General features: G+C 51.6%; 23 protein-coding genes. 10 read left to right on the top strand and 13 right to left on the bottom strand.

The window, feature by feature from the left end; translation table 11 throughout:
• Nucleotides 1–204: 204 nt before the first annotated feature.
• The gene (locus tag AC3RPL_RS09610; protein ID WP_490739506.1) at nt 205–1749 is read right to left on the bottom strand and encodes a methyl-accepting chemotaxis protein; all 1545 of its coding nucleotides are present in this window, start codon (nt 1747–1749) and stop codon (nt 205–207) included.
• Nucleotides 1750–1909: 160 nt separating this feature from the next.
• Between AC3RPL_RS09610 and AC3RPL_RS09605 the strand changes: the two genes are divergently transcribed.
• The 4 genes from AC3RPL_RS09605 to AC3RPL_RS09590 all read left to right on the top strand — a co-directional run bounded on the left by AC3RPL_RS09605 (nt 1910) and on the right by AC3RPL_RS09590 (nt 5964).
• Nucleotides 1910–3361 (top strand): hypothetical protein, encoded by a 1452-nt coding sequence (locus AC3RPL_RS09605; protein WP_490739828.1) that lies wholly within the window; start codon nt 1910–1912, stop codon nt 3359–3361.
• Nucleotides 3362–3375: 14 nt separating this feature from the next.
• Nucleotides 3376–4047, top strand: coding sequence for a hypothetical protein (locus tag AC3RPL_RS09600; protein ID WP_490739827.1), 672 nt, complete (start codon nt 3376–3378; stop codon nt 4045–4047).
• 185 nt (nt 4048–4232) lie between these two features.
• Complete coding sequence (locus AC3RPL_RS09595) at nt 4233–4715, top strand: putative quinol monooxygenase (protein ID WP_490739826.1); 483 nt, start codon at nt 4233–4235, stop codon at nt 4713–4715.
• 205 nt (nt 4716–4920) lie between these two features.
• Nucleotides 4921–5964 carry an oxidoreductase gene (locus AC3RPL_RS09590; RefSeq protein ID WP_490739825.1) on the top strand — a complete coding sequence of 348 codons (1044 nt, stop codon included), beginning with the start codon at nt 4921–4923 and terminating at the stop codon, nt 5962–5964.
• A 130-nt stretch (nt 5965–6094) separates the two neighbouring features.
• On the opposite strand, the gene add is transcribed toward AC3RPL_RS09590, so the two are convergent.
• The 3 genes from add to manA all read right to left on the bottom strand — a co-directional run bounded on the left by add (nt 6095) and on the right by manA (nt 10321).
• Nucleotides 6095–7093 carry an adenosine deaminase gene (add, locus tag AC3RPL_RS09585; RefSeq protein ID WP_034935900.1) on the bottom strand — a complete coding sequence of 333 codons (999 nt, stop codon included), beginning with the start codon at nt 7091–7093 and terminating at the stop codon, nt 6095–6097.
• 208 nt (nt 7094–7301) lie between these two features.
• Entirely contained in the window at nt 7302–8804 is a 1503-nt protein-coding gene (locus tag AC3RPL_RS09580) for a YdgA family protein (protein ID WP_490739824.1), read from the bottom strand.
• A 335-nt stretch (nt 8805–9139) separates the two neighbouring features.
• Entirely contained in the window at nt 9140–10321 is a 1182-nt protein-coding gene (gene manA, locus AC3RPL_RS09575; RefSeq protein ID WP_490739823.1) for a mannose-6-phosphate isomerase, read from the bottom strand.
• A gap of 194 nt (nt 10322–10515) precedes the next feature.
• Between manA and fumC the strand changes: the two genes are divergently transcribed.
• Entirely contained in the window at nt 10516–11913 is a 1398-nt protein-coding gene (gene fumC / locus AC3RPL_RS09570) for a class II fumarate hydratase (protein ID WP_490739822.1), read from the top strand.
• A 73-nt stretch (nt 11914–11986) separates the two neighbouring features.
• On the opposite strand, the gene tus is transcribed toward fumC, so the two are convergent.
• The 5 genes from tus to bhsA all read right to left on the bottom strand — a co-directional run bounded on the left by tus (nt 11987) and on the right by bhsA (nt 17277).
• Nucleotides 11987–12916, bottom strand: coding sequence for a DNA replication terminus site-binding protein (gene tus / locus AC3RPL_RS09565; protein ID WP_490739821.1), 930 nt, complete (start codon nt 12914–12916; stop codon nt 11987–11989).
• 167 nt (nt 12917–13083) lie between these two features.
• Nucleotides 13084–13485: an H-NS family histone-like protein gene (locus AC3RPL_RS09560; protein ID WP_034935908.1), complete on the bottom strand. Its 402-nt coding sequence runs from the start codon at nt 13483–13485 to the stop codon at nt 13084–13086.
• Between the two features lie 772 nt (nt 13486–14257).
• Nucleotides 14258–16300 carry a choline transporter gene (locus tag AC3RPL_RS09555; RefSeq protein ID WP_490739820.1) on the bottom strand — a complete coding sequence of 681 codons (2043 nt, stop codon included), beginning with the start codon at nt 16298–16300 and terminating at the stop codon, nt 14258–14260.
• Nucleotides 16301–16718: 418 nt separating this feature from the next.
• Nucleotides 16719–16976 (bottom strand): hypothetical protein, encoded by a 258-nt coding sequence (locus AC3RPL_RS09550; protein ID WP_490739819.1) that lies wholly within the window; start codon nt 16974–16976, stop codon nt 16719–16721.
• A gap of 46 nt (nt 16977–17022) precedes the next feature.
• On the bottom strand, nt 17023–17277 hold the full coding sequence (gene bhsA, locus AC3RPL_RS09545) for a multiple stress resistance protein BhsA (RefSeq protein ID WP_490739818.1): 255 nt from the start codon (nt 17275–17277) through the stop codon (nt 17023–17025).
• 306 nt (nt 17278–17583) lie between these two features.
• On the opposite strand from bhsA, the gene AC3RPL_RS09540 reads away from it, so the two are divergent.
• The gene (locus AC3RPL_RS09540) at nt 17584–18246 is read left to right on the top strand and encodes a TetR/AcrR family transcriptional regulator (RefSeq protein WP_052018728.1); all 663 of its coding nucleotides are present in this window, start codon (nt 17584–17586) and stop codon (nt 18244–18246) included.
• A 10-nt stretch (nt 18247–18256) separates the two neighbouring features.
• The gene (gene msrA / locus AC3RPL_RS09535; protein ID WP_490739817.1) at nt 18257–18784 is read left to right on the top strand and encodes a peptide-methionine (S)-S-oxide reductase MsrA; all 528 of its coding nucleotides are present in this window, start codon (nt 18257–18259) and stop codon (nt 18782–18784) included.
• A gap of 115 nt (nt 18785–18899) precedes the next feature.
• On the opposite strand, the gene AC3RPL_RS09530 is transcribed toward msrA, so the two are convergent.
• Nucleotides 18900–20153, bottom strand: coding sequence for an MFS transporter (locus tag AC3RPL_RS09530; protein WP_490739816.1), 1254 nt, complete (start codon nt 20151–20153; stop codon nt 18900–18902).
• 94 nt (nt 20154–20247) lie between these two features.
• Here AC3RPL_RS09530 and AC3RPL_RS09525 point away from each other — a divergent pair, with 94 nt between their 5' ends.
• The 3 genes from AC3RPL_RS09525 (at nt 20248) to bioD (ending at nt 23400) form a co-directional block, all read left to right on the top strand.
• Nucleotides 20248–21141, top strand: a complete 894-nt coding sequence (locus tag AC3RPL_RS09525) for a LysR family transcriptional regulator (RefSeq protein WP_490739815.1) — start codon at nt 20248–20250, stop codon at nt 21139–21141.
• Nucleotides 21142–21266: 125 nt separating this feature from the next.
• Complete coding sequence (gene mlc / locus AC3RPL_RS09520) at nt 21267–22484, top strand: sugar metabolism global transcriptional regulator Mlc (RefSeq protein ID WP_490739814.1); 1218 nt, start codon at nt 21267–21269, stop codon at nt 22482–22484.
• Between the two features lie 244 nt (nt 22485–22728).
• Nucleotides 22729–23400 (top strand): dethiobiotin synthase, encoded by a 672-nt coding sequence (gene bioD / locus AC3RPL_RS09515; RefSeq protein WP_490739813.1) that lies wholly within the window; start codon nt 22729–22731, stop codon nt 23398–23400.
• Nucleotides 23401–23444: 44 nt separating this feature from the next.
• On the opposite strand, the gene osmV is transcribed toward bioD, so the two are convergent.
• From osmV to AC3RPL_RS09500, 3 genes are read right to left on the bottom strand one after another with little or no spacing between them, the layout of a single operon-like run.
• The gene (osmV, locus tag AC3RPL_RS09510) at nt 23445–24584 is read right to left on the bottom strand and encodes an osmoprotectant ABC transporter ATP-binding protein OsmV (protein WP_490739812.1); all 1140 of its coding nucleotides are present in this window, start codon (nt 24582–24584) and stop codon (nt 23445–23447) included.
• Nucleotides 24584–25231, bottom strand: coding sequence for an osmoprotectant ABC transporter permease OsmW (osmW, locus tag AC3RPL_RS09505; protein ID WP_034935922.1), 648 nt, complete (start codon nt 25229–25231; stop codon nt 24584–24586). Before osmW ends, osmV begins: the two co-directional genes overlap by 1 nt.
• Before the next feature lie 9 nt (nt 25232–25240).
• Nucleotides 25241–26167: a glycine betaine ABC transporter substrate-binding protein gene (locus AC3RPL_RS09500; protein ID WP_490739811.1), complete on the bottom strand. Its 927-nt coding sequence runs from the start codon at nt 26165–26167 to the stop codon at nt 25241–25243.
• Nucleotides 26168–26176 lie beyond the last annotated feature (9 nt).

The following is a 26176-nucleotide window of genomic DNA, read 5'->3' as shown; positions in this document are numbered from 1 at the left end:
TGGACATGACGCTTACGAAAAGCGCATCGGTCTGTGACTTGATTTCTTCAACGCGCATATATTTTTCATGCATGGTGTTTTAATCTTCCCGTTAGCTGGCCGCTGTCATCTGCAGGATTCAGAAGAAGCCTGTCGTTCAGTATTACCTGGCAGTCATGTGCTGCCAGGTAATAAGGTGAAGAGACGGCCGTCATTCAGACCGGCTTATACCCTGAACGTCTCTACCATGCCGCGCAGCGCGTGCGCCTGCTCAGACAGTGACTGTGACGCTGACGAGGACTCCTCAACCAGCGCGGCGTTGTTCTGCGTGACGCCATCCATCTGGCTGACGGCAACGCTGACCTGTGAGATGCCATGCATCTGCTCGGATGAGGCCAGCGAAATGTTGTCCATGGCCTCCGCCAGCTCACCCACCATGCCGACAATTTTAAGGATGCTATGGCCGGTACCTGCCGCCACCTCCACGCCACTTTCCACCTGCTCCACGGCCTGCTCAATCAGCTGCTTGATATCACGCGCGGCGGTGGCGCTGCGCTGGGCCAGCGTCCTGACCTCGCCGGCCACCACGGCAAATCCCCGACCCTCTTCGCCGGCCCGTGCGGCTTCCACCGCCGCGTTGAGGGCCAGGATGTTGGTCTGGAAGGCGATGCTCTCAATCACGGCGGTAATGTCCCTTACCTTTGATGCGCTCAGCGAGATGGCATTCATGGTTTCCGACATGCGCTGTACGTCCGCTTCGCCGGTACGCGCAAGCGACGCAGTCTCACGGGCTGAGTCTGCGGTCTTCTGCGCGCCCGCCGTGTTGCTTTTCACCGTGGCGGTAAGCTGCTCCATGCTGGCGGCCGTTTCCTGCAGGGCGGCGGCCTGCTGCTCGGTGCGTGAGGAAAGCTCGGTATTGCCCTGCGAAATTTCATCCGCGGCCAGCGCCACTGAGGCGGAGGCGTCTTTAATCTGCGAGACCAGACCGCGAAGGTTCGCCTGCATACCGTCAAGTGAGGCGAGCAGGCTACCGGTGTCGTTACGGCGCAGCGTGACCAGCGTGGTCAGGTCGCCGGCGGCGATAGTGGCCGCGAGCGCCTGCGCCTGTGCCGGTTCCCCGCCCAGCTGACGCATCAGCACACGAATAGTCATTACGCAGGTTCCGGCCGCCACGAGCACGGATGCGGCCGCAAGTAACACCAGTATCAGCGATGCGCGGTCGACTGACCGGCTGTTCTGCTCAACGGCGGACTGGGTGTTTTTCATCTGAATCTGCGTCATGTCGTTCAGGGCTTTCAGCAGCGTGCTCTGCGCCGGACGCGTGACCTTCATGAGGTAATCGGTGGCTTCCTGAGCACGGTTAGCCAGCCCGAGCTGGCCCGCCTGCTCGAGCGCAGCCAGTGCCGGACCTTCAGCTTCAGCTATCTGGCTGAATACTTCGCGGCCCTGCGGCACAGAGTCCGCTTTCATCATCTCATCCAGAGCGCGCCGGTTTTCAATATAGAGAAGTTTCTGTTTCTGCAGACGCTCCCACTCCGGTTTCATGGCCTGAGGGTCGGTCAGCAGAGCCATATTACGGACCGCGATACCCATATCCCTCAGGCCCCCGCGCATGTCCAGTACCAGCTGGTACTTTTTCATTTTGACGTTGACGGCGTCGTCCATGCCGTCGCTTGCCTTACTCAGTGCGTTAAGTGCGATGCCGGTACAGAGTATAAAAAGCAGAATAAGCAGGCCGAAACCTGATGCAAGTCGCGTAGATATTTTCATGTATTTTCTCGTTATCCGGAAAGAGGAGGCCTGGTGTTAACTGTGTTATCGGCATAAACGGAGAAAAATACAGCAATCGGGGTAACTCACAATCCTTTTGCCTGAGGTGATCAGCACATTAAGCAGATAAACATATCCTGGCTGTCAATACGGTTTATATGTGACGCATACTGACATAAGAAGATTGGGTCTGAAGTATGAATACAATCTGTACCGGACAGCCTGTCGTCTGTACCCGCAGAATCCGTCTGCCGGGTTTGAACTCCTTCGCTTCGGCCGGGTTATCAGTACTGAACATGAAATCCTGACGCCCACTTATGCCCCGCTGTGGCGTACCGTCAGCTTTCCCGGCGGAACGGGTATGGTCAATCTGGCCTCCCCTGACATCAAAAAATTCAGCGATGCTGATTTCCCGCACTGGACGGGCTGGCGAATGGTGGATGATGACACGGACAATAACAGCCAGTGTAATTCTCCCCTTATCTCCGGATTGCAGGACGGTCGGCATTTCAGCGATCTGAGCAGCCGTATGGTCTGCCATTTTCCGCTGGAATGGAATGCCGCCACCTTTGACCAGCTCCATGCCTGGCTTAAAGAAGGCTCTGACGATGTCCCTGCCATGTCTGAAGAAGACTATGAACGACTTAAAAGTCATGCCTCAGCCTTGTGCTTTGACACTGGCGCAATTGGCACAGGCAGGCTGTGGCATTTCCACCCGCTTGCCTTCATCACCCATTTCCGCAGGTGTTGCTGGCTGAGCAAATCAGAACTGAAGCAGCTCATTCCCCGGAACGCGTTAAGAACGGCAGGCCGGAATGATTACCGCTGGGAGGCCATAAACAATTACCGGGATGGCACCGGCAGCGTAGCGGACAATATCCGCACGCACATGAACAGGACAATGCAGAAATACCTGATTACCACCCCGCTGCGCATCGCCTGCTTCTTGGGGAACGGTATTCAGGAAACGGGCTGGCTGGGGTCGATGGATGAAGGGTATCGCTATACGGAAATAGACCCGCGCACGCGTCAGGTCATCCGGCGTTACAACATCTGGTACTACCCGTGGTACGGGCGCGGTCTGTTACAGCTTACCAGCCCGGTGAATTACTTTGATTACTTCAGCTTCCGTGGACGAGCCTGCCCTGAAAATATCAGGAACACCCTGATAAATGAATATAATCGCCTGTATGCACACCGGATCATTCGCTACACCGACAATCACCTGTCTGATACCGAAAACCTCGTCCCGGAGAACATTATCCGGTTGCGGAATAACGTCAGCAGCGACCTCCATGAAGCGGCCAGCAGTGCTGGGTTTTACTGGATTTCAGCGAATATGGCCCCCTACGCAGATAATGATCATGTGCTGGAGCGGTGCAGCGTCACTCCCCGGCAGAGAGGGATAAAGATTTACTACCGCAGCCAGGCTTTCTGGCAGGCCAGTGCCGCCGTTAACCTGCCGGGCCAGGTCAATAACGAAAACTATCAGGGGCTGAATGGTTTTGATACCCGCTGCTGTGTCTACGGCAGCGCGATAGCAGTCCTCACCGAGCAGAAATTCCCGGACAGCCATAATAACCCGGTCAACGAAAAACCCGAATCAGACTAGTTAAGGAGAGAGGGATGAGGAAATTTTTGATTCCATTAATTCTGGCATTAATATCACAGAACGCAGTGAGTTCCATCGTTCCTGAAATACATGTTCCATCTGACTTCAATAATGATAATTTTGATAATTATTACAACGAAGTATCTACTGCTGGATATGGTGGAAGAAGTTGTGGTTATGTATTTTTTAAAAATTTCTACCCACCTGAATACACAGCATCAAAGGTAAAATCCCCTCCGTTTAATATCTGGCTTTGCCTGTTTCCTGTTGATGTCATCAGCGACGGATACGGACCAAACAGATCGCTTGCTGAAAAGGTCTATTTTAATAAAAAAACGGATACGTGGAAAAAGAAAAAATATAACCGGAACAGAGAAGAAACCCGGCGTTCTCTGGACGTCTATGGTATCAAAAGCCTGAGCGAGTTGCAGCCTCTGGAGTTGTATAATATCCGGTCCGTCAATGCCCATGGCTATGCAGTAATAGACCGCAATATTCCCCTGCGGGAAAAAAAGGAAGGGGTGAAGAAAAGGCTTTCATTCTGCTTGGTACGTGACGAAGCTGCATTTTGTGGTTCAGGATCAATGATCAACCTCGTCGACGAAAAAGAGGTCGACTTCACCCCCTATATGCTCAAATCCCTTGAAACGGTCGAAATAGGTCTGTCGGAAATATCAAATAACTAACGGTGACTGATATTTGACATAAGGCCAATTCAGAGCCATATAAGCAACTAAGACTCTCAGAAGCAAAAGGATCCAATTAGGATCTTTTTGCTTATCTTGACATACCATAATCTCTTAGCGTGAGTTTTCGTTCCACTGAGCGTCAGACCCCTTTAAGCAGAAAAGATAACGCACATCAGACATACATGATTGAAATATATAAAAATAATCAGGCATATCTTTATCATCTCAATGCCGCACCCTGGAGGGCATTTATTGCTGGTGCGTCTGAGATTATTGACCAGAAGCAGCAAATCAAGCTGATACCTCAGTTTGTCGGTGATAAGCGGGTGATACAACGTGCCGCAACCATTGATAATCTGGTTATTGTCGATGTAAAACCTGAATTTCAACAGGCATTTAAAAATGTTGTACTGCCGGAAATGGCGGCGGCCCTCACAACTGAGGAGGGGGTGCTGGCTATGTATGCTGCAGTCGATCTGAACAGAACAAACCGCTGGTATTTTTATGAAATTTACGCCAGCGACGCTGACTACCAGCAGCACAGGCAGCAGGCATATTTACGTGACTACCTCGCCCGGACGTCACGGATGACGATCGGTAAGGAATCCATCCCCGTAAAACCGCTGTTACTGCAAAATAAAGGCGGGAGCCGTTTTATTCAGTAGCATCGGATTCCGCATTGCCCGAGGCAGGGCTGCCCCGGCTTGATGGGGAAATCTCCGATCATTTCAACCCGGCGAGGGTGGATGACTGAGATCCGGTCACGGCATCTGCCGAAACAGCTGCCCGGTGACAATTCGGGTCATTCCTGCTTGTTCTTACGCGATTGATGGTCTTAAATCATCTGGATATGTGACAGAAGGAGTGCAAATGAGCGATAAAATTCGGGTAGGGCTGGTTGGCTACGGCTTTGCCAGCAAGACATTTCATGCGCCATTGATTGCCGGAACTTCCGGAATGGATCTGGCGGTAGTTTCCAGTAGTGATGCGGCTAAAGTCCATGCTGACTGGCCCTCGTCCAGCGTGGTAGCCGATCCGCAGACGCTGTTTGACGATCCTACAATCCAGCTGATTGTGATCCCCACGCCAAATGATACCCACTTTCCACTAGCGAAAGCCGCGCTGAATGCCGGTAAACATGTGGTGGTGGATAAGCCTTTTACCGTGACACTGTCACAGGCTCGTGAACTGGACGCGCTGGCTAAGCCCAGCGGATTGCTGCTGTCGGTATTTCACAATCGCCGCTGGGACAGCGATTTCCTTACGCTGAAAACGTTGCTTGAGCAGGGAACGCTTGGCGAAGTGCGCTATTTTGAGTCACATTTCGACCGCTTTCGGCCGGAAGTGCGCAACCGCTGGCGCGAACAGAAAGGCGCGGGAAGCGGTATCTGGTACGATTTAGGGCCGCATGTGATCGATCAGGCGTTGCAGCTGTTCGGCTCACCGGTTGCCATCACTGTCGATATGACAGAACTGCGGCCAGGCGCACAAACCACCGACTATTTTCATGCGGTGCTGACCTATCCTCAGCGTCGGGTGGTTCTGCACGCCAGTATGCTGGTGCCGGCTGAATCAGCGCGCTATCAGGTACACGGCACCAAAGGCAGTTACGTCAAATTCGGTCTGGATCCACAGGAAGACAGGCTTAAGTCGGGCGTCCGGCCCCCACAGGAAGAGTGGGGCTATGATATGCGTGATGGCGTGGTGACGATAGCCTCTGATGACGGTTCGCTGGTGGAAGAGACGCTGCTGACCACCCCGGGTAACTATCCTGCCTATTATGCCGGGGTGCGTGATGCCATTCTCGGGCGTGGGAATAACCCGGTGACGGCGGAAGAGGCCATTCAGGTGATGGAGTTGATTGAACTGGGTCTGCAATCGGCGGAAAAACGCCAGACTATGTCGCTGAAGTAGCTGGCATAAAGTCTGGCCGAATGGCAAAGCCAGCTGGCGAAATACCGTGACATTAGTGCGGGGGATGCTGTTAATCCCCCGCTTTTTTTATCCCGAACGGCTGCCGGACAACATGTTGTTTCTGGTCGCCTCAGGCAGCAACTTTTGCGCGAATTGCCTGCTTTTCACTTTCGCTTAAAAATGCAATTTTCAGCCCGTTTTCCTGAGCGGTGCGGATTTGTGCCTGGCTGAGGCCCGCCGCTGGTGCTGCAATCTGATACTCATGGGCCAGCTCAATACCCTGCACCGCCGGATCATCGGTATTGATGGTGGCAAGAATGCCGTGGTCAAGGAAGGTTGCCAGCGGATGACGGGCAAGCGATGGCACTGTGCTGGTCTGAATATTCGATGTCAGGCAGGATTCCACGCCTATCTGATGGGCGGCGAGGAAATCCATCAGTGCCGGATCCTCAACGGCTTTTACGCCGTGACCGATACGTTCAGCGCCAAGTTCGCGAATAGCCTGCCAGATACTTTCCGGTCCGGCGGCTTCTCCGGCGTGAACCGTAATGCGAAAACCCGCATCCCTGGCGCGGTTGAAGTGGCTGAGGAACTGGCTGCCTGGAAAACCCAACTCGTCCCCGGCCAAATCCAGCGCGGTAATGCCATCACGGTGAGCCAGCAAGCCTTCCAGTTCGCGCAGACAGGCCTCTTCGCCAAAGGTGCGGCTCATAATGCCCGTCAGACGTATCTCAATATCGTGTTGCTGACATCCGGCGCGGATACCGTCAATTACCGCCTCCACCACGCCCGCAACCGGTAACTGATGGGTCATCGCCATATAGCCCGGTGAAAAGCGCAGTTCGGCGTAGTGGATTCCCGCACGGGCGGCATCCTCAACGTTTTCCAGCGCCACGCGACGGCAGGCGTCCAGCGAGGCCAGCACTTTGACCCCCCAGTCAAGCTTATGCAGAAAACTGACCAGATCCGGCTCGTTTTCTGTCACCTGCACATGGGGGCGCAACGTCTCCAGCGTCGAGGCCGGAAGGGTAAGGTTATACTGGCGGCCTAAATCAAGAATGGTTTGTGCGCGAATATTGCCATCAAGGTGGCGGTGGATATCGGTAAGCGGGAGCTGGCTGTCGATCATGCGGTTGCACTCTGTAGTTAGCGGTAAAGTGCAGAACAGTATAAAAACATTTAGCGCTTTTCTGCCAGAAAATTGCGCCATCGGACGGTTAATTGTTGGTTATTTGACCCTGTTTTCAGGCCATGAGGGCCGGACGTCCAGCCGTCATAAAATAAAAAGGGCGCCAGATGCGCGCCCTGAGAAAGATAATGGTCACCGTACTGGCTCTTCAGGGGGCCGGAACGGCTTCTGGTGCGCTGCCGCCCAGCGTGTAGCGGGAGAAAAACTGGTCTGGCGTCATTTTTTCGCCATTCATCGTCACCTGACCTTCGGCATATTGCAGGCTGGTGATGATGTTGTTGTCCTGCTGCGTGGTCAGGCGGAATATCTGGCCCATCGCAGCCATGCCTTTCACCTGCTGCTCTGCCAGTCTGGCAGCGTCATCCTGTTTGTGACCTTCCGCCATCGCCACATGAGTCATCAGTTCGGTCGCCATATCCATCGAGATGGATAGTTTACCATCCAGTGTTTTCAACACTTTATCGACGGCTTCAGTCACATTCTGCGGCTGCGCAACGCCGGTAGCCGGATCTTTAAACTGAACCGCGAGGTTAAGGCTGCTCTCACCTTTGGCATTTTTCCAGCTCAGCGGGGCAATATCGAGCTGCGGATTGCCTTTCAGCAACAGCGGCAGGTTGGCACTGAGCACCTGGCTCAGACGCTGCTGGTACAATTGCGGATTAGCGCTGAGGGCGGGATCGTTGGCCAGCGCCTGTGCCTGACGGTTATAGTTTTCTGAGAAGGCTTTCATCCCGTTAGCGTCGAATTTAGTCAGCTTAATTGCCAGCTTGCCCTGACCAAAATCCTGGCCCTGCACCTTCAACGATGCCAGAGCATAATCAATCGTTCCTGAAATAAGACTGTTTTCGGCGCTGAACGAGGACTTACCATTCAGCCCTTCTGCGTTAAAGGCAGGCTGACCGTTGACCGTTGCCGCCAGCGTCTTCAGGTTGATGCTCTGATCGCCAACACGCATTCCCTCCGGACTGAGCTGAGTCTCGGCATCCAGATTGAGGCCGTTGGCAGTAAACAGCACCGGCATATTCAGTTGGTTTTGCGCGGTGAGGGTCAGGCTGTCCAGCTGACCACTGAAATCCACCTTATCGCCTTTTTCATCGGCGCTGATGTGCAGCTTGCCCCCGCTGGACGCGAAACGTTCGCTGGTCTGAGGATTACTGTAATCAACGGGCAGCAGGGTGACATCAGACACCGTGTTACCGCTGTAACCCACGCGGGTATCAACCTGAACAATCGACTGACCTTTGGTGACTTCAAACAGCTTTTTCACTGCGTCAGTGTTTTCCAGCTGACTGTGCACGGAAGCCATGCTGGGGATCAGATTGAATTTCTTCAACTGGGCAAAGGGGAAGGGACCGTGATCAATTTTTTCATTGAACACGATGCTCTGACCAGGTTTCAGTAAGGCGTTATCTTCTGTTTGTGAGCTGGACTGAATCACTACCTGCGCGGTACTGCTGAACAGGCCGCGTTTAAAGTTCTGGTAGCTCAACCGCAGGCGGCTTTCCGGTGCCATCTCGTTCATACGAGCATTGGCATTCTGCACCAGTTCGTCCATGTTTTTTTCCAGCTGTTTACCGGTGTACCATGCCCCAGCTGTCCAGACCACCCCAAGCGCAACCACTACGCCAATTGCTATCTTTGTTCTCTTCATCTGTAACATTGTCCTTTATTCAAGTCGCTGACTACGGCATCACCCGCCGGTCGGTTAACGTCCCACGAACTAAAAAACGCCATACAGGCGTTTTTGGTCTCATCCCTGTCCCTCAGGCGGAAGAGCTGTTCCTGTCGTGATGAAAGGCGGTGGCGGAATTTATCACCTTTCAGCCAGTGCAGACAGATTTGCGCTCTTTCCGAATGCTGACCCTGAAAATCCGCTACAGGAACGACAGAAAATGTCCCCGCTCTCATCGTGCAGGCTTGCCAAAGCCACTGCTGAAACAGAGAACGTATCAACCTGATTGATAATAGCAATTGTGGCTGATGCCGTCAGCCGCAATCTCCCACCCGGTTATAAACCCTCGCCGTGCGACCCGTGCCGCTTAATGTCAACGGGGCGCTGGCGGCGGGCACAAAACAGGCTTCTCCGGGAGCCAGCTTCAGCCTGCAGTGGCCGTCGCTTATCTCCGACTGCCCGTCAATGCAGAATAAAATAGCGGCGCTTCGTTGCCTGACAGTCAACGGTGTGTCGCTCAGCCGATGCACGGAAAAGGCAAAATCCGGCACCGGCACCGGGAATGACAGCATCTCGTTCTGCCGGACGGGCCGCGTCAGCAGGCTGTTGAAAGGGCGGGGCTCAAATTGCAGATTTGCCATCAGCTCCGCAACATCAATATGTTTGTGCGTCAGTCCGGCACGCAATACATTGTCAGAGTTAGCCATCACTTCCAGTGCCACGCCATGCAGGTAAGCGTGAGGGGTGCCGGCAAACAGGAACATCGCTTCACCGGGCTGTAAGGTGATGACATTCAGCAACAGCGGTGAAAACAGACCGCTGTCATCAGGATACAAGTCTGCAATCCGGGCGATAGTCTGCCAGGGCTCACCGGGCTGACCGTTCAGTGCGCTTTTCAGAATATCCAGCGCCCGTTTTTTCTCCTCCCCCTGCATGGAAAGTAGCGCAGAAAACAGTTCAGGCAGACCGTCGGTGGATAACTGTAGAAAATGAGCAATGGCAGGATGCGCCCCGGCTACCGGCTGCAGCAAAGATACGATTTCGTGTCGCTGACGAAAGCCGTTAATAGCGTGAAATGGGGTCAGAGCAAAAACCAGCTCAGGCTTGTGATTAGCATCTTTGTAATTTCGTTCAGCGGCATTCAGGGGGATCCCGGCGGCATTTTCGCGGGCAAAACCCGCTTCTGCCGCAGGTTTGCTGGGATGGACCTGAATCGACAGCGGCTGTTCAGCACAAAGTACTTTAAATAAAAAAGGCAATTCACCAAAGCGCGCGGCGATCTCTTCACCCAGCATGTTTTCCGGGTTTTCGGCAATGACCTCACGGAGTGAGCGATTTTCGCCTCTGACTTCAATATAAGAGGAACTTTTAGGATGTGCTCCCATCCACATTTCAGCAACCGGGCGCTGTTGTGGATCGCTTATGCCATACAAACTGTCCAGCGCATGGCGGCTACCCCATGCATAATGTTGCAGCGAATTGATTAATTTTTGCATATTAACTCATAAATAATCAGGTGGACGCGAAGGTTATTAAAGCAGAAAACCTTTACTAAAAGGCAATCGGCAGTGCAGAAAAGAGGTATACATTGCATAATGTTAAATTATTGTATGAAAAATGGCTTCCTGCGCCTGATAACCGCAAATACCAGCAACAAATTATTCCCGCCATTTAACCAAAGGAGACAGTCATGGCTGCTAATCGCGTTGAAAAAGATTCAATGGGCCCCATCGATGTACCTGAAGAAAAGTTGTGGGGCGCACAGACACAGCGCTCACTGGAACATTTTCGCATCTCAACGGAAAAAATGCCCGCTGCTTTGATCGATGCACTGGCGCTAACCAAGCGTGCTGCCGCCAGAGTTAATCAGGATCTCGGGCTGTTGCCGGAAGAAAAAGCGCGAGCAATTGTCTCCGCCGCTGATGAAGTGCTGGAAGGAAAGCACAGTGATGAGTTTCCACTGGCTGTCTGGCAGACGGGATCGGGCACGCAGAGCAACATGAATATGAATGAGGTGCTTGCTAATCGCGCCAGTGAGCTGCTGGGTGGTGAGCGTGGCATGTCCCGCCTCATCCATCCCAATGATGACGTCAACAAAAGCCAGAGTTCCAATGATGTTTTCCCCACCGCAATGCACGTTGCTGCGGTCATCGCACTGCGTGAACATCTTCTGCCTGCACTGAACGTATTGCATAAAACCCTGGCTGCGAAAGCGGACGCCTTTAAAGACATCGTTAAAATTGGCCGGACGCATTTACAGGATGCCACGCCGCTGACGCTGGGGCAGGAAATTTCCGGGTGGGTGGCGATGCTCAGCCATAATCTGAAGCATATTGAGCAGAGTATTCCTCACCTTGCTGAGCTGGCGCTGGGGGGCACGGCAGTGGGGACCGGGCTTAATACCCATCCGGAATATGCCGTGCGCGTGGCGAAAGCGCTGGCAGAGGCGACCGGTCATCCTTTTGTTACCGCGCCGAATAAGTTTGAGTCGCTGGCGACCTGTGACGCGTTGGTTCATGCCCACGGTTCACTGAAAGGACTGGCCGCCTCGCTGATGAAAATTGCCAATGATGTTCGCTGGCTCTCGTCCGGACCGCGTTGTGGTATTGGCGAAATTGCCATCCCGGAAAATGAGCCGGGCAGTTCGATTATGCCGGGCAAAGTTAATCCAACCCAGTGTGAAGCGATGACCATGCTCTGCTGCCAGGTGCTGGGGAATGATGTGGCAATCAATCTGGGCGGTGCGTCCGGAAACTTTGAGCTGAATGTTTACCGGCCGATGATCATCCACAACTTTTTGCAGTCTGTGCGCATGCTGGCTGATGGTATGGACAGCTTCAACCACCACTGTGCGACAGGCATTGAACCCGTCAGGGAACGCATTTCACAACTCCTTAATGAATCACTGATGCTGGTGACCGCATTAAATACCCATATTGGTTACGATAAAGCGGCAGAAATTGCTAAAAAAGCGCACAAAGAGGGGCTGACGCTGAAAGCGTCGGCGTTAAAGCTGGGTTATCTCTCTGAAGAGGAGTTTGATGCCTGGGTGCGCCCCGAAGATATGGTTGGCAGTATGAAGTCATGATGTAAGTAAGTAATAAGAAGGGCCTGAGCGGAAAATATTCCGCTCTTTTTTTACCCGGAAAATCCCCGATCGGTCAGTCCGGTCGATCACTGTAGAGATGAAGTCGTGGAATAAGTAAATAAAGTGTCTCTGCCTGAGGTTTAAAACGATGAACGACGTTTTTTGCATCGTAATTAAGTAATTCACCTGTTTTTGGCAGTTGACTGGCATTTTCACAAAGAACTAACAGTGGAGAGGGACAGGCCAGCTGGGTTTGCTTCTGTTGTTCTTTACTCCATACCCTTGCCAGTGGCTGTACCTTTACCGGACGTTTAATTTTTAGCCGGGTGTTTTCTGGTAAGGAATTAATCAGATTTATTTCTTCCTGCAATTTCTCTGCCCATTGTTCTCGCGTCCAGGGGGCTGAGGCTCTGCCGGCGTTAAGACTTTTTTTAAGTTGATCGAGTATTGTCTGCCGGGAAACATTTTTGATGATGTGCTTATTCGCCCAGCCAAACCGAACAGAATCTACACCGTTCAGCACGGTTATTGAGCGATAGGCATTCAGGGTAATCAGTCCATGCAGTTGCCTGTGGACGAAATCAAATCTTTCCTCACTGGTCACGCCGGAGTCAACGGTGATTATTTTTTCAAGCCTGGCTTTGAGCGCGTTTATCTTTTCGATCTGTTGGATAAGAAGGGCAGACTGTTGCGCATCAGCCTCCATGCAAATAACACCCGGCAGGCGCACGGCGGATTTAGTGCTCAGCGTTTCTGACTGGTGCTGCATAAACAGATGATTGTAATGCGCCAGAGCCATTTTTAACCCTGGCTTACCCAGATGCTGTTTGACTTTAATTTCAGTGACGGGCTGATGATCTTCCCCCTTTCTGACCGGCGGTAGTTCGAACACTCTGGCGACCAGCAGGCGCTGTTGTTCTATTTGTTCTGTTAACAACATCAGGGCGTGTTCAATATCTGCTATACAGCACCGCAGATTTTCAGCCGCATCGTATCGTTTCATCCTCTCAGTCCTTAGTTACAACATACTCATCAGGTGATTTATAACATTAATTGATTCAGCGAAAAATTTTGTTATTGGGAAAAGAGAGCGCAGGGCAGACAGGGAGAATAAATAACAGCTAAAAGGGTTAAAAGGTGCCACGCTGATGTGACCAGCGTGGCCGGAGATTAGATCAAAAAATCATCCAGCTGCTTGCCTTCGTCAAGCGCCTGCTTGATTACCGCAGGGGTACGACCCTGGCCGGTCCATGATTTTTTCTCACCGTTTTCGTCGGTGTACTGGTATTTTGCCGGGCGAGGAGCACGTTTGGCACGAGATTTACCAGAAGTCGTCTCAGCAGAAGTCAGCTCACTTAAATCAATGCCATCGTCGAGCAACATCTGACGATATTTTGCCAGTTTTTCTTCTTTTTCTTTAATTTCTGAAGCAATCGCCGCTTCAGCTTCGCGACGTTCTTTAACAATCGCTTCGAGTTTCTCCAGCATATCTTCAAGTTCAGATAAAGAAACTTCCCGGGCCTGAGCACGAAGAGTTCGGATGTTATTTAATACTTTCAGCGTTTCGCTCATATAAGGAGTCCGTAGCGTTGTGAGTGGTTAAACTTAATCAATGTTTGAATCGAACGATGGTCAGTGTACATAGAAATTGCTCAGTAAAAAATACCTCAACAAGAAAATATTTCTTTATTCACCTTCTTTTTCATATTTTTTGCGAATAAACCCTCGATGAATGCGCATATATTTACAATATTGAGATTAGTCTTACTGCCTGTTGCTTGTCGCCATTACGGGTAATGAGGAGAAAAAGTGGGGCTGGCGAATAATTAGCATGGTCTGGTCTGGGCCTTATATTCAGCTAATCAGCAAAGGCCAGGCATACCCCGCGCTGAACCTCATTTAATAATTACGTCGGTTAGTAACTTCTTCAACGTGTTACGAAAGGGCTTTGCTATTCCTGTAACAATAACCTTTATCAACTTATTTCCTGAAGTGTGCAGGGTTAACCCGTTGGATAGCAGTCCTGAAGGATACCTGATGCATGATTATCATTTTAGTTACAACATACTTTTTAATGAATAAAATCATCGCGGTTATCTTTAGTAATTCTTGTAAAAAAAAGTCGCGGTAGGTCAATATCCCACAGGGCTTTACAGCCAGTGGCAACAATTGCCAGCAGGTCACGTAAGATATTTACGACTTTTTATCTCAAACCAGAAGGAACTTTTTTTATCAGGCACCACTCGAGACCTGTCTGGCAGGGATGTATCAGGCGGATGAAAAAAGCGTATATGCAGATAAAAAAGTGTTTATTACCTTTTTTATCTGCTGCTTTACCGCGAGATTAGGGCACTTCAGGGAACGACATGGTGTTACCCGGTGCTTCCCGGTGAATATGCAGGAAGGTCAGATGACGCTCATACTGGTCAAGAATGTCATTAATAATCTGCTCTTTGGTGTAATCCATCAGATCATTACCCTGGCTGCCTTCAAGTAAAAACGTTTCCAGTCGGAAATAGTCGGACTTACCACTGCGGGCGCGGTAGGTAAAGGACGGTACGGAATAGCGTTGTGGCCAGATTTGATACACAAAACTTTGTTCATCAGCCAGACTGACCAGCATTTCAAGATGGTTAAGACGCTCATCTCCGGTGGGGGAAAGTTCGTTAACCTGTACCTGAGCGCCCCTGCGCTCCAGCTCCAGCGCCACTTCTTCCATTGCCGGACGGCAGATGCTTTCCAGCATTTTTCGGGTATGGGTACTACCGGGGTAGTGCATTACCCTTGAAATGCGCTGTTTCCAGTTCAGACGATCGTCGCGTAAAACAGGCACCGGTGGTGTACTGACCACGCTACTGGCACGACGGTGATCTTCAACGCGCAACGATTTGTACAGCCCGGCCATAACAAAGAAGATCACGAAGCTGAATGGCAGGCCCATAATCACCGTGGTTTTTTGTAAGGCACTGACACCATTAACCATCAGCATTCCCATGGTCAACACACCAATCGCCAGCGACCAGAAGATACGCAGCCAGTTTGGCGCATCGTGATTGATATCGCTGAGGCGCGAAGTAAAATTTCCTAACACCAGCGAACCGGAATCCGCAGAAGTGACATAAAAGAGTAAACCGGTAATGGTTGCCACCGACGCACTGAAGGTAAAGGCCGGGTACTGTGCCAGCAGGCTGTAGAACCCACGTTCAGGGTGTCCGAGCGTTTCCTGCGCAAAAGCGGCGTTACCGTGGATAATCTCATTCAGTGCGCTGTTACCAAAAATCGATAGCCACAGCAGGGTAAAAATAAATGGAATGGTCAGCGTACCCACCACGAACTGGCGGATGGTACGCCCCCGTGAAATCCGCGCGAGAAACAGCCCGACGAAGGGGGACCAGGCAACCCACCAGGCCCAGAAAAACAGTGTCCAGTTATTCATCCATTCGGTGGGGCGGTCGAAGGCGAAACTGTTCAGGGTCATTCCCATAAAACGGTTGATGTAGTCACCGACGTTCAACACCAGAGCATTCAGCAGAAAACGGGTATCGCCAACGAAAAGGACGAACAGGATCAAGCCAACCGCCAGAAATACATTCAGCTCTGACAGAAAACGAATCCCTTTGTTAACCCCGGAAGTCACTGAAATCGTAGCCATAATCACCGAAAGAGCAATCAACCCCCCCTGCACGGCAAGTCCTTCTGGTATATCAAACAGCACATTCAAACCATAGTTCAACTGAACCACGCCGATGCCAAGGGTAGTGGCAATACCAAATATGGTGCCAATCACCGCCGCGATATCCACAGAGTGACCAATGGGACCGTTAATTCGTTTGCCAAAAATCGGATAGAGCGCGGAGCGTATTGTCAGCGGCAGCCCGTAACGATAGCTGAAATAACCCAGTGCGATGCCCATCAATGCATACATGGCCCAGCCGGTCAGTCCGTAGTGGAACAGAGTCCAGACCATCGCCTGGCGCGCTGCCTCCATTGTTTCAGCCTGGCCTTCAGGCGGCATCATATATTGTGTCACTGGCTCGGCGACTGAAAAAAACATCAGGTCGATACCAATCCCTGCTGCAAACAGCATTGCGGCCCAACTCATCAGGCTGAATTCGGGTTTGGATTGCTCAGGTCCCAGTTTTATTGAACCGAACCGCGAAGCGGCAATCAGCACCACAAAGACGATATAAACCGTAGCGGCCAGTAAATAATACCAACCAAAGGTTGCAGACACCCATTGCAGAGTACGGTTGATCCACTGGTCGGAAAAATCCGTGAAGGTGATGGTGGTCAGGGAAAATAATAAAATCAGCGCGGCTGAAGTATAAAAAACCACCGGGTTAATGCGATCCTGCTGTTCTCTTTTCAGTATTTCTGTTGTTGGCATATTTTCTCCGCAAGCGCCTGAGCGTTGCAAAGTGCGTCTTAGCGCATACCAGGAAACTGTCATCCGTATCCGCTAACCACACTGGCAATTTAATCAGGAGTTGTTAACTATCTTCATGATTTTCAATGCATTGGTAAAAGAGCTGCTGTAATTTTTGTACTGTGAATGTAAAAAAACTGGCACAATCATAGTTTTTATTGATTGAACATTCAATTTAAAAAGGTCCATTCAAAAGTAATGAAACAATAAACATATAAAGCTTATGGATATATAAAGCTGTGAAAAATCTGATACGGCTTAAATTAACTGTCATAAGCGAAGCGGGAGTATTAGTAATACGAAAAAGTTGTTGAATGAGATATTTTGCTGGAGCGAACAAGGCCGTCGACAGGTTAAGGGGGACGGCCAGGGAGAGGGACTAATTATACACTGCTGTGATGAGACGAAGATTGTTGCGGGCAAAAACTGACCTTACTTGTGGCGACAGGCTATCTGTAACCGAGTCTGTATCAGTGAGTTGTCTCTTTAACGAGGTCAGGTTACTGCTTCCTGTTGCAGCAACGATGTCGTTTTCCTGTCGTTGACAGGGCAGGTTGTGAGCCTGCACTGCCGCCGTCGCGCTGTAAGAAAAAAAGCTATACAGTACGGCTGCCAAAAAAAAATTGATGTTTTTCATGGCAATACCTCAGATGTTGTTATGCGCAATCTGTCAGTAACTTCTGTTACTGATAAATCACTGCGGTGGCATGCATACGATTATTACCGGTGGTAGAGGTAATACGAAATGCCTTTGCGCCCTGTGCGTCGGCTTTAGCTGACAGACTGGCTTCCAGCGCGGAAAGATTGTTACCGGTTGCTGAAATCACCCCGGCTTGCTGCTGCGCAGAGGGATCGGAATTAACCAGTTCAGCCGCATAGCCGCCAAAAGAAAGAGATGTCAGAGCTACAGCAATCAGGGACATTTTGATACTTTTCATAATGAATTCTCACTTAATTCAGGTTGATTCAGAAGTCGCGTCGTTATTAGTTAACGATCGATAATTTAATCGTAAATTATCCGGAGTTACTGGTCAACAGTATTTTATTATCGATCACTAATAAATAGCCTAATAAGCTGATATAAATAGAAAATTAAATTTTAAAAATGGCTTTATCGTGATGATGAAAAGCGCTGAATCAGGCCGAAAACGTTTCGCATACCGGCTGCTCGACAGGCGCAGGGCATTTTTTTATAATGATTGGTAATTTAATCTGATGTGCCTGAACAGGCAGGGGGTGAAGTGATGACTGACCACCAACATTGTGCATCCAAAAGTCGCGGCAGGCCAAAAACCTTTGACCGGGAGATGGCGCTGGATAAGGCGCTGGAACTTTTCTGGCTGCATGGCTATGAAGCCACATCTCTGTCCGATCTGGTTGCTGCCACCGGCGCTAAAGCGCCTACGCTGTATGCTGAATTTACCAATAAAGAAGGTCTTTTCCGTGCAGCGCTCGATCGCTACATCGAAAAATTTGCCGCACAACGTAAGTCCGCACTGGTTTGCCCTGAGAGCTGTGTAGCGCAGGGTGTTGAAAACTATTTCCGCTCCACGGCTGCGTGTTTCACGGCGGGTGATAAACCGGCAGGCTGTTTTTTTATCTGCACCTCCTCAGCGCTGTCTGCTCAGTCCGGCGAGGTCGCACATATGTTACAGACCCGCCATATCAGCCAGCAAAATGACCTGAACACCTTTTTACTGGCAAGACAGCAAGCCGGGGAAATTCACGCTGATACCAATGTCGGCAGGCTCAGTACCTATCTTGCCTGTCTGCTTCAGGGGATGTCGGTACGCGCCAGAGAAGGAGCAAGCCGGCAGGAACTGGATAGCATTATCGACATGCTTATGCTGCAATGGCCTGTATTAATTCAACCTGCCAGCTATGCTGGTCAGCAGGCAGGCAACTGAGGAGAACATCATGACAATCAAGTATGCAATCATCGCCGGAGGCTGCTTCTGGTGTACTGAAGCCGTCTTCAAGCAGATTAATGGCGTTGAGTCAGTTGAAAGTGGTTACATTGGCGGCCATCTGCCCAATCCAACTTATCGACAGGTGTGCAGTGGTGAAACCGGTCATGCTGAGGCCATCCGTCTGGGATTCGATCCGCAAAAAATCAGCTACGGTGAACTGCTGGATATCAGTTTCGCCACTCACGATCCCACCCAGTTGAATCGTCAGGGAAATGATATCGGCACACAGTATCGCTCTGCGATTTTTCCGCTTGATGAACATCAGGCGTTGGAAGCAAAAGCGGCGATTGCCCGCGCTCAGGATGAGTACAGCGAAGCGGTTGTAACCACCATTGAAAAAGGGGAGTGGTATCCGGCTGAAGATTACCATCAGAATTACTGGGAAGGTGAAGGGCAGGAGAATCGTTATTGTCTGGCGGTTATTCCTCCCAAACTGCAAAAGTTGCAAAAGCGTTACGCGAGCCGGACGAAATAACCCCATCCGCCGGTTTGATGAAATTAAACCGGCTGCGCCAGCCAGAATGCATTATTGCGAAAATCGTTCTGGCTGGCGGTCGCTTTTTACTCAAACCACCTTAAATCAAATTATGTCACAATTGCCGTTTTCTCAGCTTTACAGCAACCAGCAAGGCTGTCAGCAGCAGCAGGGTGATAAATGCGGTAATGCCCTGCCAGCCAAACTGATGCCAGAAAATACCTCCGGCCGTACCCGCCAGACTCGACCCCAGATAATAACTGAACAGATACAGTGATGAAGCCTGTCCTCTTGCCCGACGTGCGCGGTGCCCAATCCAGCCACTGGCGACTGCATGTGCAGCAAAAAAACCGGCTGAAAACAGCATCATCCCTGCAAAGATTAACCAGAGTGAAGCGCTCAGGGTGATCAGTACACCGGCCAGCATCATGCTGGTTGAAAACAGCAGAACGACCGCCCGTCCATGTTTGGCTGTCAGGGCTCCGGCTTTTGGGGAGCTCCAGGAACCCGTCAGGTAGACCAGTGAAAGAACGCCAACCGTTGCCTGGCTGAGCGAAAACGGCGTAGCCAGTAAACGGTAGCCAATGTAGTTAAACAGGGTGACGAATGCGCCCATCAGCAGAAAACCTTCAGCAAACAGCAACGGCAACCCCGGATCGCGCCAGTGCAGACGGAAATTGACCATCAGGCTACGAGGTTTGAGAGACGCAGCGCGAAAATGTCGGGAAGGGGGCAGAATTTTCCAGAACATTACGGCAGAGGCCAGCGCAAAACAGCCAATTACCGCCACGGCAAGCCGCCAGCTGCTGAAATCAGTTACCACGCCACTCAGCAGACGGCCGCTCATGCCGCCAATGGAATTACCACTGATGTACAGCCCCATTGAAAAAGCAACCACCCCCGGATGAACTTCTTCACTGAGCCAGCTCATCCCTACCGCTGCCACACCGCTCAGCGAGAGTCCCGTCAGTGCACGGGTAAGCAGAATGCCGTGCCAGCTGTTCATGGTGGCAGAGGCAAGGGTGCAGCATGAAGCCAGTAGCAGGCCGGCGACCATCACCGGCTTTCTGCCGATCGCATCCGACAACGGGCCGGTAACCAGCAGGCCCAGAGCCAGCATCCCGGTAGAGACCGACAGAGAAAGGCTGCTGGTTGCCGGATCGATAGCAAATTCCTGCGACAGGACCGGGAGAATGGGCTGGACACAATAGAGCAGGGCAAAGGTAGCCAGGCCCGCAGAAAAAAGCGCCAGCGTCGCGCGAATAAACAGCGGGGTCCCTCGCCTGATATAGTCCTTTTCAGCCATTACGGTTGCGGGAGCAACAGATCTACGCTGCGCCAGTGAAACAGATTGTGTAAAACGGCTCACGGTAAATTCCTGAATAAAACCAAGTTACTCCACTGTAATAAGCGATTATTATGATGTCTAATCTATTAATAATCTCAAATGATACTTTTAAAATATGAATATTGAGCTGCGCCATCTTCGCTATTTCATTGCTGTGGCGGAAGAACTGCACTTTGGACGCGCAGCCCGTCGTCTGAATATTTCTCAACCGCCGCTGAGTCAGCAAATCCAGATCCTCGAACAACAGATTGGTGCCCGTCTGCTGTCGCGAACTAACCGCAGTGTTCAGCTGACTGCCGCAGGCGCGCAGTTTCTGGCCGACGCACGGCAGATTATGCAGGACGTCTCTCTGGCAGCGAACAAAGCGGCCAGGCTTCATCGCGGGGAAGCCGGAGAGTTGCGTATTGGATTTACCTCTTCTGCCCCTTTCATCAGCAGCGTTTCAGATGCGCTCTACACTTTCCGTCAGCGCTATCCGGAGGTGCAAATTCGCATGCAGGAGATCAACAGTCGTCAGCAGCTGGAGCCACTGATTGAAGGACGGCTTGATCTTGGCGTAATGCGTAACACTTCGTTGCCCGATACGCTGGCGCACCAGCTGATCCTGCGAGAGCCATTATGTGCCGTCGTACACCGTGCACATCGCCTCGCTACGCAGCGTTCCGTTTCAGTGAAGGAGTTACATGGTGAGCCCTTCGTTTTTTTTGATCCGCAGGTTGGCACGGCGCTTTATGCCGAGACGCTGGCGTTCCTGCATCGTTATACGGTTTATCCGGCCATCGCTCAGGAAGTGGGGGAAGCCATGACCATACTGGGCCTGGTGGCAACCGGCCTGGGGGTGTCCATTTTGCCCGCCTCTTTCCGCCGTGCCCGGCTGGAAACGATCTGCTGGCTGCCGCTTGAGGAAGAGGATGCCTGGTCTGAAGTCTGGCTGGTCTGGACAAGACAGCGGGAGCTGAGCGCCACAATATTGCAGATGAAAAATCTGCTGCTGAGTGGTCCTGATTAAGCCATTCGGGCGTTTTTATGTGCGGTAAATCACATTCTTAATCAAATATTTGACGTGGTCAGGGAAGTGTTTCACCATGACCGGAGGGTTTATTTAGAAGCGCGAAAATAAGTGAGAGCAGAGGCGTGATAATGGAAAGCCAGCCTGGTCATATCGATCAGATTAAGCAGACTAATGCAGGCGTGGTTTACCGGTTAATCGATCGGTTTGGTCCCATTTCGCGTATTGAACTGGCTCGCAAAGCTCAACTGGCACCCGCCAGCATTACCAAAATTGTGCGTGAGATGCTTGAAGCTCATCTGGTGCAGGAAACGGAATTTCAGGAGCCTGGCAGTCGGGGACGGCCCGCCATTGGCCTGATCCTTGATACCGTAGCATGGCACTACCTGTCAGTACGTATCGGTAATGGTGAAATCACCCTGGCGCTGAGGGACCTGAGCAGTTCGCTGGTGGTGGAAGAATTAAGGCCGCTGCCGGCCAGGGATGCGCAGCCGTTATCTGAGCGGATTATCGCTGAGATCAATCATTTCTTTGTCCGCCATCAGCAAAGACTGGAGAGGCTGACGGCAATCGCCATCACGCTGCCGGGAATTCTGAACAGCGTTCAGGGGATAGTGCACAGCATACCGCTCTACCCGGACAAAGATATGCCGCTGGGACCGGAGCTGGAAAAATGTACCGGTCTGCCTGTATACCTTCAGCATGACATCAATGCCTGGCTGATGGCGGAAGTGCTGTTCGGCGCGGCCCGTGACGCCACTGAGGTTATCCAGGTGGTGATTGATAATCATGTCGGAGCCGCCGTGGTAACCGGCGGTCATCTGCTGCACGGCGACGGCATAAGACGCGTTGAGATTGGGCATACGCAGGTCGATCCCTATGGAAAGCCCTGTTACTGCGGCAATCATGGCTGTCTGGAAACCGTTGCCAGCTGCGAAAGCATGCTGGATATGGCAGCACAAAGACTGCGGGCGGCGGATTCCAGTCTGTTACATCAGCAGTCGCTGACCGTTGACAGCTTGTGCGATGCGGCGCTGGCGGGTGACCGACTGGCCAGAGATATTATTATCGATGTGGGTCACAGTGTCGGCCGGGTGCTCGCCTTAATGGTTAATCTGTTTAATCCACAAAAAATCCTGATTGGCTCGCCGCTTAATCGCGCCAGTGACATTCTCCATCCCGCCATCAGCGAGTCTGTCCGGCGTCAGGCGTTTCAGGCGTACAGCGCTGACACTGAAGTACTGCCAACCTTTTTTCAAAATCAGGGTACCCTGCCTGGCGCGGCGTTAATTAAAGACGCCCTGTATAACGGAACGCTGCTGATAAAATTATTACAGGGCTGAACCTTTCAGGTTTATACGGATGAAGTTTTCACTTTTTTTACCCGCCAGCGTTTCAGACATTTTCAGGTGTCGCATCGCGCTTTAACCGGAAAAACCTGCCTGATATTTCCATGACTTTGCGTTTTATCGCGGAAAATGTTGCGCTAACGCAAGCTGTTTTCCCTGCGCCTGCCCTAAGATGTTTCGTCTTAAATGTTCATTAATTCTTATCATTTTTGGTGAGGATCGGGATGTGGAGAGCAGCATGTTAAAGCGTTTTTTTGTCACTGGTACCGATACTGAGGTGGGTAAAACAGTGGTCAGTCGTGCGCTTCTGCAAAAACTGTCCACAGGAAATAAATGCGTGGCTGGCTTTAAACCGGTAGCGAAAAGCAGCCAACATACGGAAGCGGGGCCGCGTAATAAAGATGCGCTGATTTTACAGTCTGCCTCTTCGCTGGTGCTACCTTATTCTGCTGTGAATCCCATTACCTTGCTTGATGATGAAATCAGCACCAGCCGCGACTGCTGCATTGATTACTCGCTGCTGAGCAGGGGATTACATGCGCTGAGCGATTGCAGCGACCATGTGGTGGTTGAGGGAACCGGCGGCTGGCGCAGCCTGATGAATGATATGCGGCCGCTCTCTGACTGGGCAGTAACAGAAAAACTGCCGGTGGTGATGGTGGTAGGTACCAAGCTGGGTTGTATCAGCCATGCGTTGCTGACCGCGCAGGCAATTATAAATGATGGACTGCCGCTGCTCGGTTGGGTTGCTAACCGGATTAATCCCGGCCTGGCGCATTATGCGGAAATTATTGATGTGTTGAGCAACAAAATTCCGGCACCCAAACTGGGGGAGTTACCCTATCTGGCAAAAATTGAAACGCGGGATCTGGCAAACTATTTTGACCTGAGTGTGGTCGGGAGAGGCTGACCGGATGGCGACAGGAGAAAGAAATCATCCTGTCGCCCGTTTATTTACGCCAGATTCAGCGCCCGTCGTGTGCGTCCCGAACTGAGATAATTAGCAATATAATCCTGTGATATTTCTCCGCTGTAACGTCCGTCTTCATCAACAATTGGCATCCAGGTGGTGTCATGCTCATAGAGTTTTGACAGCACGACACGCAGGTTCTCCTCCGCACGACCAGTAACTTTAAAGGTGTGCAGTATGTCGCTACAGCTGCCGCTACTGCCACGTGCTTCACGACGTTTTACAAAGCCCAGTGGACGTTGTTCTGCATCCACTACGGTAATGGATCGCATATCGTTATCATCCATCACGCCAAATGCTTCAGTAAGCGGGGTGAAGAGCTGCACAGTAATGGTAGGTTGCTGGTCGGTAACATCCCCTGCGGAAACCAGCAGCAGGCGTTTGAGCGTTCGGTCCTGACCGACAAACGAACCGACAAAATCGTTACGTGGCGTAGCTAACAGCTCATCCGGGCTGGTGCACTGTACGATTTTACCCTGACCGAACACGGCGATGCGGTCCCCCAGCTTCAGGGCCTCATCGATATCATGACTGACCAGCATCACGGTTTTCTTCAACTGCCTTTGCATATCGAGAAACTCATTCTGGATCACCTCGCGGTTGATCGGGTCTACCGCACCAAAAGGTTCATCCATCAGCAACACCGGTGGATCCGCAGCCAGGGCACGGATCACGCCAATGCGTTGCTGTTGTCCACCGGACATTTCACGCGGGTAGCGATGCAGGAAGCTTTTCGGGTCCAGCGCCACCATACTCATCAGCTCACTGGCGCGCTCATGGCAACGCTTTTTATCCCAGCCCAGCATTTTGGGCACCACGGTGATATTTTCTTCAATGGTCATATTGGGAAACAGACCAATCTGCTGAATAACATAACCAATATTACGTCGCAGGGTTACCGTATCCAGCCCGCTGGTATCTTCACCATTAATCAGGATTTTGCCGCTGGTTGAGGGTATCAGGCGGTTAATCATTTTCAGCGTGGTTGATTTGCCGCAGCCGGAGGGGCCGAGCAGCACGCACATCTCGCCTTCCGGCACGTTCAGGCTGACATTATCCACCGCATTTATCGTGGTACCGTTTTTCTGGGTAAACGTTTTAGTCAGGTTTTCCAGTTTTATCATTATCGAATCCCCTTAGGTGTCATCGCCAGCTGCAAACGATGCAGCAGCCAGTCGAGAATTATCGCCAGCAAACAAATCATCACCGAACCGGCAATTAACAAACGAATATCACTGCCGCTGATACCGTCCAGCAGCAACAGGCCAAGTCCACCCGCACCAATCACCGCAGCGATGGCCATTACGCCAACGTTCATCACCACAGCGGTGCGGATCCCGCCAAAAATCACCGGCAGCGCCATCGGGATTTCCACCCAGCGCAGGCGCTGCCAGAATGTCATGCCGATACCCCGGCCAGCCTCGCGTAAACCATCAGGCAGGTTTTCCAGCGCGGTATGGGTGTTACGGACAATCGGTAGCAGCGAATAGAGGAACACGGCAGTTACTGCTGGCAGTACGCCAATCCCCTGACCAATAAGCGAGAACAGCGGTATCATCATACCGAACAGAGCGATAGCCGGAATGGTCAGCACGATGGTAGCCAGTCCCAGCACCGGGGTTTCCAGCCATTTGTAGCGCACAATCAGAATACCCAGCGGAACGCCAATGATAATTGCCAGGCCTACGGCCAGGCCAACCAGCCACAGATGTTGAAAGGTGAGGCTGGCTAAATAGCTCCAGTTGTCAATGAAATAATGGATAGTTTCCATGCCGCCTCCTCAAAGCAAACCTTTAGATTTCAGAAAATCACTGGCCACCTGCTGCGGTGACTGGTGGTCGATATCCACACGTTTGTTCATTTCCGTAATCGCTTCATTGGTGATCATCGGGGACAGAATATTCAGCGCGTCAGCGAGACCGGGGTGTGAATCCAGCGTCTCTTTGGTCAGCACCGGGGTCACCGCATAGCTTGGGAAGAAGCCTTTATCATCCTGCAATACTTTCAGATCAAAGCCCTTTACCCGGCCATCGGTGGTGTAAACCAGTCCGGCATCGACAAAACCGTCGCGGGTCGCGTTGTAAACCAGGCCCGGATCCATCTGCCGGATTTGTGGTCTGTCCAGCGTCAGGTTGTAGGCTTTTTGCAGCGGTTTTAGGCCGTCAGAGCGGCCGGCGAACTCCAGGTCCAGACCCAGTGTCCAGTTATGCTCAGGATCCGTTTTGCGCACCTGTTCAATTTTCGCCACCAGCTGCGACATCGTCTCGATATGCTCAGCCTCAGCACGTTTGCGCTGCATGGCAAAGGCATAGGTATCGTTCATTGGTGCCGGATTCAGCCAGATCAGACCCCGCTTTGCATCCAGCCTTTTGACCGTTTCGTAGGCTTCCTGCGCTGACATGGGTTGGGTGATATGGTTGAAAATAATCAGCGAGGTGCCGGTGTATTCCCAGGTCATATCAATCTGCTTGTTGATCATCGCGTTGCGGCTGATGGTGGTGGCAATGTTGGTCTTTGGCTCAATCTGAAACCCTTTTTTTCTCAGGTAAAGGGTGGTCATGGCTGACAGCACATGTTGCTCGGTATAGCTCTGAGTGGCCATCACAATCGGTGTGGCTGCACTGACGCTGGCGGCAGAGGCCAGCAGGACGCTGAGCGCCAGCGCGGTATTGCGGACCCAGCGGGTCAGATTAATGGCCTGCGCCATGGTTAACTC

Source organism: Erwinia papayae (assembly GCF_058241465.1).
The sequence above is the reverse complement of the archived record's forward strand: the minus strand, read 5'-3'. Positions and strand labels throughout refer to the sequence as shown.